A 17,218-nucleotide genomic window follows, 5' to 3' on the forward strand; every position below is an offset into this window, starting at 1 on the left:
ATCAAACGAGAAAGCCCCGGACTGTGATGGTCCGGGGCTTTTTTGTAGCTGATGCAAACACGTCAGCTTCACTCCGTCGTCCAGTCAAACTCGTCGTAATCATCATCGTCTTCCTCCTCAACCTCTTCTTCAAAGATGTCCTCTTCTTCAAGCACATCCTCTTGCGGCTGATTCAGCAGAAATTCCTTACGCGTCTCGGTAATCGCTCGCCGCATGTCCTCGCCCTTTTGCGGGCAGTTGAGTAACTGGGCGATGCGGTCGATTTTCGGTGCCACGGTGTCCTCCAGCGCATCGGCAATAGGCCGATAGTGCGCGTTTTTGCGAGGCAATGCCAAATGGCTGGGTGCGAAAACCGACAAATGCTCAGAACAGCTTGAACGGTACGTTTGCCACCAGCCGAAACTCGTCGTAGCTGCCGTCAATCTGCCCGCCACTGGCCCGGTGGTTGTAGACGATGCTGCGCAGCACGGTGTTTTTCAAAGTCCCGGACTGCACGACATAAGCGACCATCAGACCATTCTCGTTGTGTTTGGCACCGTCGAGGCCGCGCACGTTGTAGCCCGTGTTACGACCTGCGCGATCGCCGTCGTAGTGTGTGCCGTCGATATTCCAGCCCTTGGCATGCCAGAGGCTGGCGGTCAGGCCCGCAATGCCGTAGCTGGCCAGATCAAGGTCATAGCGCACCTGCCAGGATTTTTCGTTGGGACCGTTGTAGTCCGAGTACAGCGAGTTGGCCATGTAGTTGCCGGTCGATTCCCATACGTAGTCGAAGTATTCGTCGCCGGACACCTGCTGCCAGGCGGCGGTCAGCGCATGGGCACCGTGGGCGGCGGTCACCGCCAGGCTATAGGCGTCGTTATCGATAAAGCCCAGATGCTGCTCGCCCTGATCGCGGGTGCGGTAATAGTTGAAACTGGTTTTCACAGCCAGATCCGCGCGGCTGCCGGCCTGATGAATCACGCCCAGATAATACTGCTGCCACATGTCTTCGAAGCGCGAGCCGTAGGCGCTGAAGGTCAGGCCGCCCGGACTCTTGGCAGTGCCGCCGGCGTAGCTGATGCGCGAGCCGCTGTAGGCGCGATTGCCGAAGGTGGTGGTCAAGCGTTCGCTACCGCTGCCGGTGCGCGGAATGGCGCGTTCGAAACTTCCTGCTTGCAGCGCCAGCCAGTCGCGTTCATTGCTATTGAGGGCAACGCCCTGGAAGGTGGAAGGCAGGGCGCGGTTGTCTTTGTAGCGCAGGATCGGATTTTCCGTGAGCATGCGCCCGGCCTTGAGCTCGGTGCTCGACATCCGCAGCTTCATCGCCCCTACCCCCAGCCGGCTCCAGGTCGGCACGGCGTCGCCCGCGCTGTCGACCAGTAAGCGGTCGCCGCCATTGGCAACCGCGCCGTGGCCGCGTTCGAGGGTGACCGCGCTGAACAATGAGGCATCCACACCCAATCCCAAATCACCCTGGGTGTAGCCGGAGCTGTAATTGAGCATGCCGGTCTGCACCCAGGTGATGCGCTCGCGGGTTGGCTGTGCCACGCCGTATTTCTTGATCACCAGGTGCGTGCTGCGCTGGGTGTGCTGATTGGAATAATAGTGGCGCAGGTTCAGGTTCAGCTGGCTACCTTCGAGCAAACCTGTGGCCCGATCCTGCGGCGATACCGCTTCGGCGGCCCAGCCGGATGGCACGACGGCCAGGGTTGCAACCACCGCGCGAAATACATGTGCTTTCATCAAAACGTGCCTGCAAAAGAAAAGACGCACCGCTGCGACGCGGTGCGCTTGGGCGATACACACAAGCGCAGGGCATCAGCGCAACGGTACGGACGGCCAGCGCTCGATCGGTCCGCGCCAGCTCTCGTATGCCTTGGCGCAGCGCAACAGCCACTGATCGGCGAAGCGCGGAGCAATCATCTGCAAACCGATCGGCATGCCTTGGGTGGTGAAGCCGCAGTTGATCGACAGCGCCGGTTGCTCGCCCATGTTCCACGGCACGGTGAACACGATGTGTTCGAACGGTTGGCGCGGATCGTTGCCCGGCGAGGGCCACTCGGCAGGAAAACTGCTGACCTGATTGGTCGGAGACAAGACCAGGTCGAGATCGTCAAAGACCCTTGCACAGCGGCGCCGCATTTCGAAAGTCTGGTTGAAGCCGTCGACCGCCTGCACCGCACTCATCGTTGCGGCGGGGGCCGCCCACGCCTCGATGTACGGCAAGACCTTGCTGCGCTGCTCCGGGCTCAGGGCCTGCAATTGCGCCAACTGTCGGGCGCGCCAGAAATCATCGAGGCCATCCAGCAAACGGCGATCCATCACCGGCCCGATCAGCACCACTTGCGCACCGTGTGCCTCGAACAGCCGCGCCGCCTGACGCACCGCGTCGCACACTTCGCTGTCGGGCTGAAAACCGCAACCAGGGTCCAGCATCAAGCCGACTTTCACGCCCAGCAGCGCCGGCACTTGTAACTGCCAGTCCAGCGTTTGCGCGGCGAGGCTGGTTGCGTCGCGGCGGTCCGGGCGCGTCAGGTAGCCCATCATCAACGCGCAGTCATCGACGGTGCGGGTCATCGGCCCGGCGCAGCGACCGGTGTAATACGGATCAATCGGAATCCGGCCCAGGGTTGGCTTGAAACCGACCAGGCCACACCAGCCCGCCGGCAGCCGCACCGAACCGCCGATGTCGGTTCCGACATGCAGCGGCCCGTAACCGGCGGCCGCCGCTGCGGCTGCACCGGCACTCGAACCTCCGGGGTTACAGGCAGGGTTCCAGGGATTGCGCGTGATGCCATGCAGACTCGACAAGCCCGAGGACAGCATGCCGAAGTCCGGCACTGTGGTTTTGCCCAGAATGATCGCCCCGCTCTCACGCAGACGCGCAGCCGGCGGCGCGTCTTCGCTCGCCGGCACCGCAGATATGGCAGCGGTTCCTTGGGTAACGCAGTCGCCCTGAGTGGCAATCAGCTCCTTGAGAGTCACCGGTACGCCGTCGAGGCCGCCGCGCGGCGCGCCCCGGCTCCAGCGTTCGCTCGATGCTCGCGCCTGCTCGCGTATGCGCTGCGGATCGAACGCACACAGCGCTGCGATGCTCGGCTCCCAGCGTTCGATGTGGGCCAGCAGGTGATCGAAATACTCCAGCGGCGACAACTGGCGGCGGGCGTACAGGTCGAGCAATTGCGTCGCCGATAAATCGTGTAATGCCATCATCTATAGCCATCCGTGCCAGAGCCGTGGTGCGTAACTGCTTCGCTTGCCTTAACGTTCCGGGACCAGCGCCGGCCGCGTCCAGGCCGGCTCGTGCCGACCGAAAAACAGGGCGCAGCCAACCCCCACAGCGCCCATCACCGCCGCATAAGCCACGCACACCCACGGGCTCCACGGCATCAGGGCGATGAGCAGCAGCGGCGTGGTGCTCGCCCACAGTGCGTAGGCGATGTTGTAGGTAAACGAAATGCCCGAGACGCGGATGTGCGCGGGAAACAGGCTGACCATCACCGACGGAACCGCGCCGACCACGCCGCAGCTCAACCCGGCCAGCGCGTAAGCCAGCCCGAGCCAGGCGCCGCCACTGATCAGGCAGCCATAAAGCAGTGCGATGCCGACCGGCAGCAATACGCTGTATAGCTTGACCGTGCGCCAGGCGCCGATGCGATCGACGATCAGCCCGGCGATCACGCAGCCGATGTTGAGAAAAACGATGCCCAGACTGCTCAGGGCAAAGGTGTGGCCGGGCGTCATGCCGAAACTTTTCTGCATGACGGTTGGCGTGATCACCACCAGTACCACCACGGCCGATGTCAGCACGCAGGTCAGGATGAACGCTGGCAGCAAAGTCTTGCGATGTTCGCGCAGCACGGTACGCAACGGCAGTTCGGCATCCGCCGCACGGCGTGCCTGCAATGCCACGAAAACCGGTGTCTCGTTCAACCAGCGGCGCAGCCAGACGCCGATAACGCCGAACACCCCGCCCAGTAAAAACGGCAGGCGCCAGGCGTAATCGAGAATCTCCGCCGGGGTAAACACTTGCGCCAGCAGGGTCGCCGTCAGCGCGCCGAGCAGATAACCGAAGGTCAATCCGGCCTGAAGGAACCCCAGCGCATAACCACGATGCCCGGCTGGGGCATGCTCGGCCACGAACACCCAGGCGCTGGGTACTTCGCCGCCCACGGCGGCGCCTTGCAGGACCCGCAACAGCAGCAGCAACAGCGGTGCGAAATAGCCGATCTGGGCGTAGGTCGGCATGATTCCGATCACCAGGCAAGGCACCGCCATCATCAGGATGCTCAGGCTGAACACGCGTTTGCGGCCCGACTGGTCGGCAAAATGCGCCATCAGGATTCCGCCCAGCGGGCGCGCCAGGTAGCCGGTGACAAAAATGCCGAAGCTTTGCAGCAAGCGCAGCCATTCCGGCATGTCTGGCGGAAAGAACAGTTGGCTGAGGGTCAGGGCAAAAAACACAAAGATGATGAAGTCATAGATTTCCAGGGCACCGCCAAGGGCGGCAAGGCCCAGGGTCTTGTAGTCGGACCGGGAAAATCGGTGAGGGGGCGAGACATAAAGAGCAGTCATGGATGAGCTCTGAATAGGCCAGTAAAGGAGCGACACCGGCGCACGAAGCGCCCTTGCGAATCGGCTTGCTCCTGCGCCACCTGATCAGTTTCAACAGCGCGGTATCGTCTATGCAAACGCAACGCCGGACAACAAAACCCAAGCTCTGTGCTGCTTTTTAGAGGAAATCTGTACATTGAGTTTTCGCTTGTTTAAACAATAATCAGGCCCTCCCTAATCCCCGGATATTTGGCCAATCATGGAAGAAATCACCAGTAACTTCGCCGATTTTGCGCATCCAGACACAGAGTCCATTGCCATCATCCGAGGCCGCGTCCTACAAGCCTTGCAACACTATCTGCTGGAACGCGACTTCAAACAGCTGATGCCGATCCTGATGTCGCCGATCACCGATCCGTTGAACCATGCGGTGTATCCGGCAGAGATCCAGTACGAACAACGGCGCCTGAAACTGACGGCGAGCATGATCTTTCACAAGCAGTTGGCACTGACTGCCAAGGGCCACGACAAGATCTTCATCGTCGCGCCGAACATTCGCCTGGAGAAGGCCGAAATCAAGGACTCGGAAAACCACTTGCTGGAATTTTCCCAGTTCGATTTCGAGATCCGCGATGGCGACATGCACCAGGTCATGGCGCTGATCGAAGGCCTGATCAAGCATGTCTTCAGCGAGGTCAACCAGCATTGCGCTGGCGAGCTGAAGCAACTGGGTCGGCAACTGCCGCACTTTGCCACGGCTTTCCCGATCTACAGTTCCGACGAACTGCGCGCCGAGCATGGCGACGACTTCGAAAAAATCATGTCGGCGCAAGCGCACACGCCGTTCTTCGTCACCAACTACCGCCGCGAGTTCTACGACCGCGAAACCCCGGGCAAGCGCGGTACGTACAACAACTATGACCTGATCTATCCCGATGGCTATGGCGAAGCCTTGTCGGGTGCCGAGCGCGAGTTCGAATACGAGCAGATCGTCTACCGCATGAACGAGCTGTCGATGGACTTGCAGCCGTTTGCCAATTACCTGGAAGTGGCTCGCCGTGGCTTGCTGCACCCGAGCGCCGGCGGCGGTCTGGGCATCGAGCGCCTGCTCAAGTTCATTTGCGGCAAGCGGCGCATCCGCGACGTCGCGCTGTTCGACCGCACCGTCGGTACCCGCTTCCTGTTCTGATCCGCATCTGAATCGCAACGCCTGCCCCGCTTCGGCGGTGGCCGGCTGCGCCATGGAGAAACACTATGCCTGCACTGCGCATTCACTGGTGCTCACCGCTCGATAGCGGTCAGCAAAAGGCTTCGGAAAAATACAACACCGGTGCCCTCGATTTCGCCGGCATCGTCGACTTTGCCCAGGAAGCCGATGAGTTGGGCATCGACTCGCTGCTGATGGGAATCAGCTACCACATGCCCGATCCGCTGCCGATGATCGGCGCGCTGGTGCGTGAAACCGAGCGGGTCAAATTCATCCTTGCCTACCGTCCCGGCCTGCTGCCGCCGACGCTGTTCACCCAGATCGTCAACACCGTTTCCTGGATGTCCGACAAGCGCATTGCGCTGAACCTGGTGGCCGGTATCTCGCCGGATGAACAAGCTTATTACGGCGACTTCGTTGCCCACGACGGTCGCTATGAACGTACCGGCGAATTCCTCGACGTCCTGCATCGGTTCTGGAAAGGCGAATCCCCGTTGACCTACCACGGCGCCCACTACCGCATCGAAAAAGCCCAGTTGGGCCTGCCCTTCAAAGATGCCGAGCGGCCGCGCATTTACCTCAGCGGCGCCTCGGACATTGCCCAGCAGATCGCCATCGCGCACAGCGATTGCTGGCTGCGTTACGGCGATACTCCCGAGGGGATTGCCGAGGCCAGCCGCACCGTGTTGCAGGCCGGTTGCTCGGTGGGCATCCGCATGCACGTACTGGCCCGCGAAACTCGTGAAGAAGCGCTGGCCGCCGTCGAAAGCATGATGGAAAACCCCGACGAGCAGCACCGCGAATGGGTCCGCGAATTTGTCGGGCGCTGCGATTCCCAAGCGGTGAAGACCTCGTTCCAACTGGCGGAAAAAGCTCAGCACGACTGGCTGTCGCCGATGCTCTGGTCGGGCGCGGTAGCTTATCGCGGCGGCCCGGCACTGTGCGTGGTCGGCAGTTATCAGGAAGTCGCCGAGTACCTGTTCGAGTACAAAAAGGTTGGCGTCAGCGAGTTCATTTTCTCCGGCTGGCCGACCCGCGACGAAATGCGCCGGTTCTGCAAGTACGTGCTGCCTTACCTGCGCGAGCTGGAAACGGTGTGGGATCGCGATCATGCCTGAGGTCAGCGCCGATGCCCGGCGCAGGGCGATTCGCCTGTTCGGTGCCGGACTGTTATGCGCCTTGCTCGCAGAACAGACCGTGCTGTTTGCCGTTCCGTTGATGATTTTTCAACTGACCGGCAACGTGCGCTATTCCGGCATCGCCTTCGCGCTTGAATGGCTGCCCGCGCTGATTGCCTACCCGTTTGCCGGGTTACTCGCCGACCGCTTTGGCGGCCGCTTGTTGTTCCGCGCAGCCAACACGGCCCGCGGACTGAGCCTGGGCGTCACCTTGTGGATTTGCTGGTTTGCGCCGCAATGGACGATCTGGGCCCTGATCGGTAACGGCATCGTGCTGTCGGTGCTGATGGCTCCGGTGCGCATGGCGGTGGAGAAAAGCGTACCGCTGATCGCTGGCCCCGAGCGCCTCGCCCATTGTCAGTCGCTGGTGCAGAACATGGAGCTGCTGGCGATGGCGCTCGGCCCGGCACTCGCGGCCGGCTTGGCGATGTACACCGACAAGCGCTGGTTGTTGGGCCTCGCCGCGCTGGCGCTGTTCGCCGCCGCGTTGTGCTGGAGAAACCTGCCGACGGCGCGAACCCCTGCCAGCGGTCCGGGCAGCGTGCTCAAGGATCTGGCTCTGGGCTGGCGACTGTTGCTCGGCAACCGGCCGGTGCTGACGCTGGCCGGCCTGAACTTCACCATCAACCTGGCGTTTGCCGCGGTACTGAGCGCCAACGCGTTTGTCATCAGCGGGGTCTTCAGCGCTGCCGACGGCGTGTTCGGTCTGATGAACGCCGGGGCCGGCGCCCTCGGCCTGCTGAATTTCATTCTGGTGCCGCGCCTGCTAGCCCGGCTGTCGATCTATCGGCTGGGCGCGCTGGGCTTCGCCTTGTTGTGCCTGGGCCTGATCTGCATGGGCGTGGCCAGCGGCGTGGTGCTGTATGCCCTGAGCTTTCTGCTGGCGATGGCCGGGTGTGCGTGGTTCAACGTGTTCAATCGCACGCAGCGGATCAAAGCCATCGACAAAGCCCATCTGGGCAAAGTCATGGGGCCGTTTTACCTGGTCAATCTGCTGTCCTATCCGCTGGGCGGTCTGCTCACCGCCAGCGTCGGCCACGTCTACGGCCCGCAGGTGCTGATTCTGGTGTTGGCGCTGGTGCTGACCGTGCCCGGCACTCTGCTGTTCATCCTGACCACCCGGCGCTTCCAGTTGGCTCTGGGTGCTCCGTCGCTCGCCATGGAGGCGTCCCAATGAAAGTCCTGCCGCACTGCCTGCTCGCTACCGTCGAGTCCGACTCGCACATGTGGAACCTGGTGTACTTGCAATTGTGGCTCGGCGAACACGGCTTGCAGGTGAAAAACCTGGGCAGTTGCACGCCGATCGACGCCGTACTCGGCGCGCTTGAACAGCGTCGCAGCGACCTGCTGGTGATCAGCAGCGTCAATGGCCATGGGTATTCGCAAGGCCTGGAACTGATTCGTCAGGTGCGCCAGCGGTATCCCCATCTGCGCTGTGTGATCGGCGGCAAACTGACCACCTCCGAGGCGCAAACCCTGGCGGTGCGCCGGGCGTTGATCGACGCCGGCTACAACCAGGTGTTCGTCGGCGCCGATGCGATCGAGCAATTCAGCGCGTACCTGAGCACCCTGCCCACGCAACCCGACGCCGAACCTGCACTTGCCCTCTGTGCGCCGTCCTGGGGCTGATCCCCGACCGCCGCCGACTTCGCCCATTCAAGGATCACTACGATGCACATCGTTATCGTCAACCGCTGGCCGCGTTTTCATGATGAGCGCCGCTGGGACAATGAACTGACTCGCTACGAGGCGTTCTTCGATCATCAACAGCACCGCATCAGTTACGTGGTCGATGCGCCCGGCGCCCAGGGCGTGCTCACCCCGGCGCAGCAGATTGCCCATCAGGTGCAGGTCGAGGACGTCAATCAATACGAGCAATTGCTGGGAGCGGTCCAAGAGGTCATCGCGCGTGTCGGGCCGGTCGACCAGTTAATCGCGCTGTCCGAGTTCACCCTGGAAATTGCCGCGCGGGTACGCCAGGCCCTGAATATCCCGGGAGACGGGCCGGATGAAGTGGCGGTGTACCGCGACAAGGCGCGCATGAAGGAAATCCTCCAGGCTCAGGGTTTGCCGGTGCCGGCGTTTGCCCGCTGCCAATCGGTCGAGCAGGCCCTGCACTTTGCCAGCGAGATCGGGTTTCCGCTGATCGTCAAACCGGTCGACGGTGCCGCGAGCATGGGCGTGGAGAAAGTCGAGAACGAAGCTGACCTGCGCCGCCTGCTCGCCACCCTCGACCTCAGCCGTTATGAGATCGAAGCCTTCATGCACGGCCAGACCTACCACATCGACGGCTTTGCCGATGTCGACGGCAGCGTGCCGTTTCAAGTGGTATCGCGCTACATCAACAGTTGTCTGGATTTCGCCAAGGCCCAGCCTTTGGGCTCGGTCATCGTTCAGGCATCGCCCCTGCGCAAACGCATCGAAGCGTTCAGCCAACAGATCCTGCGCGCCTTGAACCTGCGCTGTACCGCGTTTCACCTTGAGATTTTCGTCGAGCCGGACGAGTCGCTGGTGTTCCTCGAAATCGGCGCGCGGGTTGGCGGCAGTGAAGTGCCGCACCTGATCAACAAGGTATTCGGGGTCAATCTTTACGAACACTGGCTGCGCCGCCTCGCAGGCGATCAGGTGCCCGTGCCCGTCATCGACGACGATCCGAGTGGCGGCTGGCTGGTCATTCCCAAACCCGCACAGCTGCCTTGCCGCGTGGTGAAGGCGCAATCACTGCGCGAAGCATTGCCCAACCTGTGGCGCGAGCTGTTGCCCCAACCGGGAGAAATCCTCGAGGCCGGCGGCAGTTACGACGCCCTGCACAGTGGCCGCTTCATTTTTGTCGGCGGCAGCGAAGTCGCGACTGAGCACGATATCCGCCACACCACCCAGACGTACCAATTCCAGGCTGAAGCGCTATGAACGCCATTCAATTGCAAGCCAGTCACGACGAACCGTTGCTGGGCGAACTCAATCGTTATCTGAAGGCCGACGAACGTCGCGCCGTCGCCACGATCGGCGAGCGCCTGATCGCCGCGGCGGGTGGCCTCGACCGACTGACCGACTACAAACTGATGGTCGCCTACGGCGGTGGCAAGGACAGCTCCTACACCGTGGCCATGCTGCGCGCCACGCAGTTGCATCTGTCGGTGTTGCACGGTCGCACCTTTCAGCTGCGCATCGCCAACATGCGCCACGCCGGCGTACCGGATGCGGTGATGGCCAACATTGATCGGGTCTACCGCGCCTTGCACCTGTTCGACGATTCGCGAGTGGAAATGCTAGTGGTCGATCATCAGCAAATCCGCCCATTCGAACGCCATCTGCCGTTCCCTGACAATGTGCAGGCGATGAACCGTTTTGACGTGTTGATGAACGGCCACCGTACCGCTGGCGACGGCCGACCGACCTTCTGCAACAGCTGCAACCTGGCCGTGGCCGATTTTTATGGACGCGCAGCGTGGTGGCAGGGCGGGGTCGACGCGGTCGTCACCGGCGACTCGCGCAAGGAACAGAAACACTACTTCACCTGGATCATGCGTCTGGCGCAGCGCCTGGGCCTGAACGTCGACGAGTGTCGCCGCCAGGGTTTTCGCGGACTGCTGCAAGCGCTCGATGGCGTGGCCCAGAGCTATTTCATCGAGCTGTTCGGCGAAGGCTTCGACCAGCAGCGCGAGGAGCGTCGCGTCGCCTGCGGCGATGAGCATGCCGACCCGGCGTTCGTCAGTATTTACGATCTGGTCAGCTACAAAGTCGAGGATCACTGGGAACTGATCACCGAGTTTCTCGATTTCCGCTTCGAAGAGCTGGCGTTCAGTTTCACCGAATCGGACTGCGCCAACCCAATGCTGATGGCGCACTTTCGCGGGCTTAAAGCCGAGTACGTCCAAGGCCGCCGCTACAACCAGGGGATTGCCGAATATCTCGAACTGGCGCAGGCGCTGATGCGCAAAAAAGAAATGCCCCAGCGCCTGATCGATCTGGCCATGGCCGCCTATGCCGACGAACAGGGCATGCAAGCCCGTCGCACACTTGCCGCGCGCTTTGCCGAGCAGGCCTTCGGACTGGATGAGGCGCAACTGGTCTGCATGCAGTTTGCCCCGTTCGTCGACCGCGGCCGCGAGCTGTCGAGCTTTCTAGGACTTTGCCACCCGCAGCAGTTGGGCAACATCGACCTGCTGCACCAGATCCTCGCCGGCGAACACAACGAACCGGGCCTCAGCCAGTGGCTGAGCCAGGTCAGCGGTCTGCCGTTACCGGCGTTGCGCAGCTTGTATGCGCACCAACGGATCGACTTCGACAGCGATGCCACGCTGATCGCCCGGGTCCGTGCCGGCGATCCGCATAAGGGCCGCGTCAGTCGCTACGACCCGGCCACCGGTGAAACCGTGGTCGAACTGGTCTCGGGGCGCTAGGCATGACCACGTCTTGCGGCGGCTATTTTGAGCAGTTCATCGAGCGTGCCCGTGCCCGCGGCGAACTGGTGGTGCAACCGCGCATGGGCTTTGGCACCCTTCAGCAGATGCGCGCCGGGCTGGCCAGTGTCGCCGACCTGCCCTGCGCGGCCATCGGCACCATCACCCTGGACAGCTACACCCGCGTCGGCGATTACCAGAGCGCCTTGCAGTGTCTCAACAGTGCTGCGCCGATGAACGGTTTTCCGATCATCAGCCACCCTATCGAAGCGGTGCGCAGCATGCTCTCCGGGCTGTACGGTACGCAGTTTCCGATCCAGATCCGCCACGGCACGGCCAAACCGCAAAACGTATTCCAGCGCCTCGCAGCCCTGGGGCTGGACGCCACGGAAGGCGGCCCGGTGTCGTATTGCATGCCTTACAGCCGCTTGCCGCTGGCCGAGGCGGTCAGCGCCTGGGCCGACAGCTGCCGGTTACTGGCCGACGCGACCGAGCATGCGCACATCGAGAGTTTCGGTGGCTGCCTGCTCGGGCAGCTGTGCCCGCCGTCGCTGCTGGTCGCCATGACCTTGCTCGAAGCGCTGTTCTTCCGCCAGCACGGGATTCGCAGTGTTTCGCTCAGCTACGCCCAGGGCACTTCGCTGGAGCAGGACTTCGGCGCGTTGCAGGCATTACGCGAATTGGCCGCCGACTATCTGGACGGTGCCCACTGGCATGTCGTGGTGTATTCCTACATGGGCGTCTTTCCGACCACACAGCACGGCGCCCGCCGTTTGATTGGCGACAGCGCGCGCCTGACTCAGGCCGCCGGTTGCGAACGGCTGATCGTCAAGACCGTCGCCGAATCGCGGCAGATCCCCAGTGTCGACGACAACCTCGATGCCTTGCGCATGGCGGCCGAAGCGGCGGCCGGGGAGCTGCCAACGATGGACGCGGGCGGCGCTGGCTACTACGAGCAAACCCTCTTCGAAGCGCGACGACTGGTGGAAACCGTGCTGGACCTGCACGCCGACATTGGTCTGGCGCTGATCCAGGCATTCGCTCGCGGCTTGCTCGACATCCCTTATTGCCTGCATCCGGACAACCCCGGACGCGCCACCACCCGCATCGACGACCGCGGCGCGCTGCGCTGGGGCAATACCGGCGGCCTGCCGTTGCCGCGTGGCAGCGGCGGGTCGCTGAACGGCCCCGGCGTCAGTTCCAGCGAACTGTTTCAGATGTTGCATTACACGGTAAATCGTTATGACCAACCCTTGCATTGATTCCAGCCTCGCGCCGTTCATTCTGGTCGACGCATATTCCACGGGCGCCCTGTTGGCCCGTGCACTGGCCGGCGAGCGGCGCTTGCTGCATGTACGCTCCCGCGCGCAGATGCCGGCGGCGTTTGCCGCAAGTTGCCCGACGGAGCTGTTCGTCGCCGATTACAGCGTCGCCGACGAAGGCCTGGAAGCGTTGATTGCCAGGCTCGCCGCGCACCAGCCGGCGGCAGTGTTGACTGGCAGTGAATTTGGCGTCGAGCTGGCCGATTTGCTCGCCGCCCGCCTCGGCCTGCCCGGCAATGACCCGGCAACATCGGCGGCCCGCCGTGACAAATCGCTGATGGCCGAGCAGGTCGCTCAGGCCGGACTGCCGGTGGCGGCGCAGTTGCGCACCCGCTCGATGGCCGAGGCGCTCGCCTGGTTCAAGGCGCGTGGCGGCGCCAGCGTCGTCGCCAAGCCGCTGGACAGTGCTGGCTCCGACAACGTGTTCATCTGCCACGACGCGCTGGAGCTGCAGGCCGCGGTCGAAACGATTCTCGGGGCGACCAACCTGATGATGCTCGACAACCAGGCGCTGCTGTTACAGGAATACCTGAGCGGCGATGAGTACGTGATCAACAGCGTCAGTCATGAGGGCGAGCACTGGATTACGGACGTATGGAAAAGCTCGAAAACCTTCGCTGCTGATGGTCGCAAGATCTATGACTGCGAGGACCTGCTGCCAGCCGACGCCTCGCAATTGCCACAGCTGATCGAATACGTGCAGGGCGTACTCGACGCACTGGGCATCGTCCATGGCCCGGCGCACACCGAGTTGATTCTGACCGCCGAAGGCCCGCGTCTGCTGGAAACCGGCGCGCGGCTTTCCGGGCTGGCCTGCCCGCCTGCCCTGCAAGCGGCGACCGGTAACGATCAGGTCGCGCTGACCTGTCTGAGCTATCTGGCGCCTGCGCGTCTGGGCCAATGGCCCAAGCGCTATCAGCTGCTGCAACACGCCAGGTGCCTGAACCTGATCGCCCATCGCCCCGGTCTGTTTGCGCAGGAACAGGCACGCCAGCGCCTGGAAACCCTGGCGAGTTTTCATAACGTCAGATTCCGCCGCGCCGAGGGGGCAGCGATCACGCCCACCATTGACCTGAACAGTTCGCCCGGTGCGGTGTTTCTGTTGCACCCGCTGTCCGCGCGTATCGAGGCCGATCACGCCGCGTGGCGAGGCTGGGAACGCGACTGGTTGTAACCACAGACAACCCCGCCAACGGGGCTTGAAAAGGAAAGAGAGCATGAGCCTGCATACCCGAACCAAACGACTGAGCGTGCCGCAATTGGTCGCCATGAAGGGACAACAGAAAATCGTCTCCCTGACCGCCTACACCAGCCATATAGCGAAGTTGATGGACCCGATCGTCGATTTCATCCTGGTCGGCGATTCCACCGCCATGGTCGGTTACGGCCGCACGTCGACCCTGGACCTGAGCCTGGATGAAATCATTGCGCACACCCGCGCGGTGGTCAGCAGTACGCGCCTGGCGTGTGTGATTGCCGACATGCCCTTCGGCAGTTATCAGGAGTCGCCGCAACAGGCCTACCGTAACTGTGCGCAGGTGCTGGCACGGACCGGCTGCGACGCGATCAAGCTTGAAGGCGGCGCCGTGCTGGCCGAAACCGTGGAGTTTCTGGTCAAGCGCGGCATCCCGGTGATGGCGCATATCGGCCTGATGCCGCAATACGTTCACACCATGGGCGGTTTCAAGGCACAGGGCATGAACGAAACGGCGGCGCAGGCGATTGAAGCCGATGCGCGCGCGCACCTTGCCGCCGGCGCTTTCAGCCTGCTGCTCGAAGGCGTTGCCGAAGGTGTCGCGCGGCGGGTGACCGAGCTGTCGCCAATGCCGACCATTGGCATTGGCGCCTCGCCGTCATGCGACGGCCAGGTGCTGGTGACCGAGGACATGCTGGGCCTGGGCGGGGACCACGTGCCACGTTTCGTCAAACAGTACGCCGATGTCGGCGCGCTGATCACTCAGGCCTGCGACGCCTTTGCCACGCAAGTGCGCGAGGGCACGTTCCCCGAGGCCCGGCACTGCTATGGCGTCGACTGAGCGGCGGACACGGCGCTCTCATCGTGAATCGCCTGAGTCAGCATCTTCAATGCGTGGGCAATGTCCTTGCTCCAGTCGAGGGTGTAGCTCAAGCGCAGGTGATGCTGCCATGCGCCCTGCTGACTGAATATCTCGCCGGGCGCAATCACGATGCGTTTGGCCAGCAGACGCTCGAACACCCGGCGCATGTTCACTGGCCGCGTCGCTTCGACCCAGAATGCGGCGCCGCCCAGCGGGGCGACGATGCGCAACTGACCGTCGGTGTGTTCGTGCAGCATTTCCTGCATGCGCTGCATGCGACCGACCAACAGACTGCGCAACATTTGTGTGTGCTGATCGATCCGGCGCGTGGTGTACAAGCGCGCGATCGCCTTTTGCCGGATCGGCGACAAGCGAAACGCCCGCTCAAGAAACAGCCGATGCAGTTCGGGGCCCTGAAACCGGCTCAGCACATAGCCGTAGGGGGCTTCCGAACCGATGATCTTGTCGAAGGTGGAAAACACCACCAGACGCTCGGGGTCGGCAAAATCACGGTAGCGCGTCGCGCCTGGCGCGAAACAGAACTCGCCGTAGCTGTCGTTTTCAAACAGCCAGATGCGCCGTTCCGCCAGCCAGCGGCAGATCAGTTTCTTGTCCTCGCCCGGCATCAGGCTGCCATGGGGAATATTCACCGTCGACGACAGCACCGCCACGCTGATCGGCTCGCGCTGCAACAACAGCTGCAGTTGCGGCAAGTCAAAGCGCCCATCATCGCCCAACGGCAGTTCAATGACGCGAATCCGCGCGGCCTGCAACTGGCGCAGAATCGCCCAGGAACACGGCGACTCCACCAGCGCCACGGTGCCGGTCAGTTGCAGCGCTTCGAGGGATAACTCCAGCACGCTGCGCAGGTCCGAGCCGATGTACACGTGCTCGGCGCGCCAGTAGCAGCGCGTCGAGCGGGTGTAGCGATCCGCCAGAACGCTGCGCAACTCGGTCTCGCCAAAGGGCTGATACAGCGGCGCGTGGGAACGCGGGTACTGGCGCGTCAATTCGCGCTCGGTCATCAGCAGCGGGTTTTCCAACGACAGCAGCATCGCCGGTGCATCGCTGCTCAGCGCCAGCATGCCGGGCTGCCGGGCACTGGCGAAAACGCTGTCGAGCAGGTTCGGCGAGCCCTCGCTGACCAGCGCCGAAGGCATGGCCCGGGTGTAGTAACCGAGCTTGGGGCGCGCATAGATCCGCCCCTGATCCTCGAGCAGGGAGTAGGCATATTTGGTCGTGGAGACTGACACGTTCAAACGCTGCGCCAATTGCCGCAGCGACGGCAGTTTCTGCTCGCCTTCGGGATGGGCGGCTTCGATCAGTTCGACGAGATAGCGATAAACAGCCTGGTAGGCGAATGTCGAATCTTTACTTGGGTTCATGCTCAATCGCTTCAAATCCTGGTGCGTTAGGTACTGCGCTCGCCCGTCGAGGTCAAAACCTCGAGGCCAGCGCTTGCACTCGGCCATCCATGCCAACGCTCGGGCATCGTACCGATACCGTCGGGCAAAAGCGTCATCAGCAATGGGCGTTTTCAGTCGTCACGCCACGTGCCGGGAGTGATCGGCACGGCGTTCTCCATGAACATGCGTCGCTAGCCTGGCACCCGATATCTTCAGCAGTCCGGGTGACAAATTCCAGCGTTCAGGGTTGAACCGTTGCAAAGGGTAGCGCACATCGCCATCGGCGCGATGCGATGGCGACCGTGGCCGCACCCGGGAAGGCGCCAGGCGCGTGTCGACGCAGCTGGCGAGTGCTCGCGGTCATCGAGCAATGCAATCTCACCGCGTGGGCCACAGGCCGCACGCGGTGTGGTCAGCCGATCAGCGGTGATAACGCCGCACCGCGCTGCTGTTGCGCAGCACATGGCCTTTGATTTTTTCCATCAGCTCGGCGCGGGTCAACCCGGCCGGCAAGGCGTCGGGGGCCAGATCCAGCGCGTAGATCTGAATGATGTAATGGTGCGCGCTGTCGCCCACCGGCGGGCACGGTCCCATGTAATGGGTGTTGCCCTTGCTGTTGGTGCCGCCGACACCTTCGAGGCTCGATTTTGCACCGACACCGGCCGCAATCTGGCGCGTGCCGGCTTTGATGCCGTAGTGAATCCAGTGATCGACGCCCAGGCCTTTCTGGCCGTCCGGGTCGTGCATGACGATCGCGTAGCTCTGGGTGCCGGCAGGGCCTGCGTTCCAACTCAGCGCCGGCGACTGGTTCTTGCCGCCGCAACCGGGCGCATCGCTGGCCGCCGCCGAGGTGAACAGGCGGTTATCGGACACGCCCGGGATGCTGAGGGTGAAACGCTCCTGGGCCTGCGCCGGGAACTGCACGCAAAGGGCGACGGCAACGGCCGCCAGCCAAGGGTTGAGAGAGGTCAATCGGGTCATTTCCGGGAGCACCTTTGTGCAGTGGGGCCGTCGTCGGCCTGCAAACTATAGCGGTACCGTTCGTGCCGTGGCAGTGGCAAATGGCTGAACCTCGCGCAGCCACGCAAACTCACAAGAGAAATTGCCCGCGA

15 protein-coding genes are annotated in these 17,218 nt (G+C 62.7%); 9 read left to right on the forward strand and 6 right to left on the reverse strand.

Features of this window, described 5'->3' with window-relative positions:
- Nucleotides 1–68 precede the first annotated feature (68 nt).
- The 4 genes from HU739_RS16505 to HU739_RS16520 all read right to left on the reverse strand — a co-directional run bounded on the left by HU739_RS16505 (nucleotide 69) and on the right by HU739_RS16520 (nucleotide 4,554).
- On the reverse strand, nucleotides 69–335 hold the full coding sequence (locus tag HU739_RS16505) for a hypothetical protein (RefSeq protein WP_186548618.1): 267 nt from the start codon (nucleotides 333–335) through the stop codon (nucleotides 69–71).
- 28 nt (nucleotides 336–363) lie between these two features.
- Nucleotides 364–1,722 carry an OprD family outer membrane porin gene (locus tag HU739_RS16510; protein ID WP_186548620.1) on the reverse strand — a complete coding sequence of 453 codons (1,359 nt, stop codon included), beginning with the start codon at nucleotides 1,720–1,722 and terminating at the stop codon, nucleotides 364–366.
- 75 nt (nucleotides 1,723–1,797) lie between these two features.
- Nucleotides 1,798–3,192, reverse strand: a complete 1,395-nt coding sequence (locus HU739_RS16515; protein WP_186548622.1) for an amidase — start codon at nucleotides 3,190–3,192, stop codon at nucleotides 1,798–1,800.
- 48 nt (nucleotides 3,193–3,240) lie between these two features.
- Entirely contained in the window at nucleotides 3,241–4,554 is a 1,314-nt protein-coding gene (locus HU739_RS16520) for an MFS transporter (protein ID WP_186548624.1), read from the reverse strand.
- Between the two features lie 238 nt (nucleotides 4,555–4,792).
- Between HU739_RS16520 and HU739_RS16525 the strand changes: the two genes are divergently transcribed.
- The 9 genes from HU739_RS16525 (at nucleotide 4,793) to panB (ending at nucleotide 14,679) form a co-directional block, all read left to right on the forward strand.
- Nucleotides 4,793–5,722, forward strand: coding sequence for an asparagine synthetase A (locus HU739_RS16525; protein ID WP_186548626.1), 930 nt, complete (start codon nucleotides 4,793–4,795; stop codon nucleotides 5,720–5,722).
- A 65-nt stretch (nucleotides 5,723–5,787) separates the two neighbouring features.
- Nucleotides 5,788–6,858: an LLM class flavin-dependent oxidoreductase gene (locus HU739_RS16530; RefSeq protein ID WP_186548629.1), complete on the forward strand. Its 1,071-nt coding sequence runs from the start codon at nucleotides 5,788–5,790 to the stop codon at nucleotides 6,856–6,858.
- Entirely contained in the window at nucleotides 6,851–8,095 is a 1,245-nt protein-coding gene (locus HU739_RS16535) for an MFS transporter (protein WP_186548631.1), read from the forward strand. The genes HU739_RS16530 and HU739_RS16535 overlap by 8 nt, the downstream gene beginning before the upstream one ends.
- Nucleotides 8,092–8,547 carry a cobalamin B12-binding domain-containing protein gene (locus HU739_RS16540; protein WP_186548633.1) on the forward strand — a complete coding sequence of 152 codons (456 nt, stop codon included), beginning with the start codon at nucleotides 8,092–8,094 and terminating at the stop codon, nucleotides 8,545–8,547. The genes HU739_RS16535 and HU739_RS16540 overlap by 4 nt, the downstream gene beginning before the upstream one ends.
- Before the next feature lie 42 nt (nucleotides 8,548–8,589).
- Nucleotides 8,590–9,828 carry an ATP-grasp domain-containing protein gene (locus tag HU739_RS16545; RefSeq protein WP_186548636.1) on the forward strand — a complete coding sequence of 413 codons (1,239 nt, stop codon included), beginning with the start codon at nucleotides 8,590–8,592 and terminating at the stop codon, nucleotides 9,826–9,828.
- Nucleotides 9,825–11,321 carry a hypothetical protein gene (locus HU739_RS16550; protein WP_186548638.1) on the forward strand — a complete coding sequence of 499 codons (1,497 nt, stop codon included), beginning with the start codon at nucleotides 9,825–9,827 and terminating at the stop codon, nucleotides 11,319–11,321. Before HU739_RS16545 ends, HU739_RS16550 begins: the two co-directional genes overlap by 4 nt.
- Before the next feature lie 2 nt (nucleotides 11,322–11,323).
- Entirely contained in the window at nucleotides 11,324–12,583 is a 1,260-nt protein-coding gene (locus tag HU739_RS16555; protein ID WP_186548640.1) for a methylaspartate mutase, read from the forward strand.
- Nucleotides 12,564–13,817 (forward strand): ATP-grasp domain-containing protein, encoded by a 1,254-nt coding sequence (locus HU739_RS16560; RefSeq protein WP_186548642.1) that lies wholly within the window; start codon nucleotides 12,564–12,566, stop codon nucleotides 13,815–13,817. The genes HU739_RS16555 and HU739_RS16560 overlap by 20 nt, the downstream gene beginning before the upstream one ends.
- A gap of 43 nt (nucleotides 13,818–13,860) precedes the next feature.
- Nucleotides 13,861–14,679: a 3-methyl-2-oxobutanoate hydroxymethyltransferase gene (gene panB / locus HU739_RS16565; protein WP_186548645.1), complete on the forward strand. Its 819-nt coding sequence runs from the start codon at nucleotides 13,861–13,863 to the stop codon at nucleotides 14,677–14,679.
- Here the strand turns inward: panB and HU739_RS16570 are convergent.
- Together HU739_RS16570 and HU739_RS16575 are read right to left on the reverse strand one after the other, a co-directional pair.
- Entirely contained in the window at nucleotides 14,664–16,085 is a 1,422-nt protein-coding gene (locus HU739_RS16570) for an aminotransferase-like domain-containing protein (protein ID WP_186548647.1), read from the reverse strand. The two genes, panB and HU739_RS16570, sit on opposite strands and share 16 nt — an antisense overlap.
- 441 nt (nucleotides 16,086–16,526) lie before the next feature.
- A complete protein-coding gene (locus HU739_RS16575; RefSeq protein WP_186548649.1) occupies nucleotides 16,527–17,087 on the reverse strand; it encodes a YbhB/YbcL family Raf kinase inhibitor-like protein in 561 nt (186 codons plus the stop codon).
- Nucleotides 17,088–17,218: the final 131 nt, after the last annotated feature.

Origin of the sequence: Pseudomonas hamedanensis (assembly GCF_014268595.2) — a bacterium.
GTDB lineage: Bacteria > Pseudomonadota > Gammaproteobacteria > Pseudomonadales > Pseudomonadaceae > Aquipseudomonas > Aquipseudomonas hamedanensis.

What these genes read in the sequence shown, in the direction of transcription:
- HU739_RS16510 (WP_186548620.1), bottom strand. Translation starts at nt 1,722, where the DNA reads ATGAAAGCACATGTATTTCGCGCGGTGGTTGCAACCCTGGCCGTCGTG.
- HU739_RS16515 (WP_186548622.1), bottom strand. Translation starts at nt 3,192, where the DNA reads ATGATGGCATTACACGATTTATCGGCGACGCAATTGCTCGACCTGTAC.
- HU739_RS16520 (WP_186548624.1), bottom strand. Translation starts at nt 4,554, where the DNA reads ATGACTGCTCTTTATGTCTCGCCCCCTCACCGATTTTCCCGGTCCGAC.
- HU739_RS16525 (WP_186548626.1), top strand. Translation starts at nt 4,793, where the DNA reads ATGGAAGAAATCACCAGTAACTTCGCCGATTTTGCGCATCCAGACACA.
- HU739_RS16530 (WP_186548629.1), top strand. Translation starts at nt 5,788, where the DNA reads ATGCCTGCACTGCGCATTCACTGGTGCTCACCGCTCGATAGCGGTCAG.
- HU739_RS16535 (WP_186548631.1), top strand. Translation starts at nt 6,851, where the DNA reads ATGCCTGAGGTCAGCGCCGATGCCCGGCGCAGGGCGATTCGCCTGTTC.
- HU739_RS16540 (WP_186548633.1), top strand. Translation starts at nt 8,092, where the DNA reads ATGAAAGTCCTGCCGCACTGCCTGCTCGCTACCGTCGAGTCCGACTCG.
- HU739_RS16545 (WP_186548636.1), top strand. Translation starts at nt 8,590, where the DNA reads ATGCACATCGTTATCGTCAACCGCTGGCCGCGTTTTCATGATGAGCGC.
- HU739_RS16550 (WP_186548638.1), top strand. Translation starts at nt 9,825, where the DNA reads ATGAACGCCATTCAATTGCAAGCCAGTCACGACGAACCGTTGCTGGGC.
- HU739_RS16555 (WP_186548640.1), top strand. Translation starts at nt 11,324, where the DNA reads ATGACCACGTCTTGCGGCGGCTATTTTGAGCAGTTCATCGAGCGTGCC.
- HU739_RS16560 (WP_186548642.1), top strand. Translation starts at nt 12,564, where the DNA reads ATGACCAACCCTTGCATTGATTCCAGCCTCGCGCCGTTCATTCTGGTC.
- panB (WP_186548645.1), top strand. Translation starts at nt 13,861, where the DNA reads ATGAGCCTGCATACCCGAACCAAACGACTGAGCGTGCCGCAATTGGTC.
- HU739_RS16570 (WP_186548647.1), bottom strand. Translation starts at nt 16,085, where the DNA reads ATGAACCCAAGTAAAGATTCGACATTCGCCTACCAGGCTGTTTATCGC.
- HU739_RS16575 (WP_186548649.1), bottom strand. Translation starts at nt 17,087, where the DNA reads ATGACCCGATTGACCTCTCTCAACCCTTGGCTGGCGGCCGTTGCCGTC.